Annotated in this window: 1 pseudogene; it reads left to right on the top strand. The window is 37.5% G+C overall.

The features are described from left to right. A pseudogene (locus ACFIKU_RS09950) lies at positions 1 to 482 on the top strand (hypothetical protein); the annotation flags it as partial. Positions 483 to 522 lie beyond the last annotated feature (40 nt).

Raw genomic sequence — 522 nt, 5'->3', positions numbered from 1 at the left:
GTTATGATTTAAGTCCGCAAAGTTCGATTTTTTTTGATCCTAATGGCTTAAAACAAAACAAGCTACACGAAGGGACTCTGAAAGTTTCTAATCAAGGAAAGTGTCGAGATTCTGACCTCATCCAAACATCATGTACGTTCACTTTTTGTATGACAAGTATAAGCGACTTTGGAGGTTTAGCCTCGCCTACAGCTAAACCAGAAGTCCCCATTTCCAATGGGAAAGATCTGTCTGCAGAAACAATTTCTAACATCTTGAAACAAAAAGAGCTTGTCGTTATTCGTTCAAAAGATCGTTCTTGGGCACCCAATATCTTTTTTCCATCTCCTGCTTCATTTAAGTGGAAATCAATCTTTATAGATCATCTAGCGGCTTCTAGTTCTACGCTTCACACCACTCACGGCACACAAAAGATAACCACAGGTCAAAAGATTATGTATATGTCTGATGGAAAAATCTGGAAAATGATGCAAAAGAATTAACCTTTTTCCCTATGAAAGAAGAGAAAATCCCTTATGTTGA

It is taken from the genome of Bartonella sp. CM120XJJH (assembly GCF_042194715.1).
GTDB lineage: Bacteria > Pseudomonadota > Alphaproteobacteria > Rhizobiales > Rhizobiaceae > Bartonella.
Note: the sequence above shows the minus strand (reverse complement) of the source record. Positions and strands in the feature narration are given on the sequence as shown.